Genomic DNA, 457 nt, shown 5'->3' on the forward strand with positions numbered 1-457 from the left:
TCCTGCTCTGGCGGACCGGCGAGATCCTCCGGCAGACGCCCGCCGGCCGGGCGGTCGAGCTGCCGTCCGAGCGGACCCTCTACCGGTGGCTGGACAAGCTCACCCGGAACACGCACCCCTTCAGTTCGGCCACGACCCGCAGGTCCCGGGCCCATGGGGCAAGCGGTGAGTTCGGCGAGCTGCCGGTGTTCGCGCCGGGCGAGGTGATGCAGATCGACTCCACCCCGCTCGACGTCCTGGTCCTGCTGGACAACGGGGTGGTGGGCAAGGTCGAGCTCACGGCCATGATCGACGTCGCGACGAGGTCTCTGACCGCGGCGGTGCTGCGGCCCACCACGAAGTCGGTCGATGCCAGCGTGTTGCTGGCCCGCACCGTCACCCCGGAGCCGATGCGGCCGGGCTGGGTGGACGCGCTGAAGATGTCCCGGTCGGTGCTGCCGCACCGCCGCCTGCTGAC

1 pseudogene is annotated in these 457 nt (G+C 71.6%); it reads left to right on the forward strand.

The window, feature by feature from the left end:
• Positions 1-2 precede the first annotated feature (2 nt).
• Positions 3-457, forward strand: a pseudogene (locus RNC47_RS36725) (integrase); the annotation flags it as partial.

Origin of the sequence: Streptomyces millisiae (assembly GCF_031845425.1) — a bacterium.
GTDB lineage: Bacteria > Actinomycetota > Actinomycetes > Streptomycetales > Streptomycetaceae > Streptomyces > Streptomyces millisiae.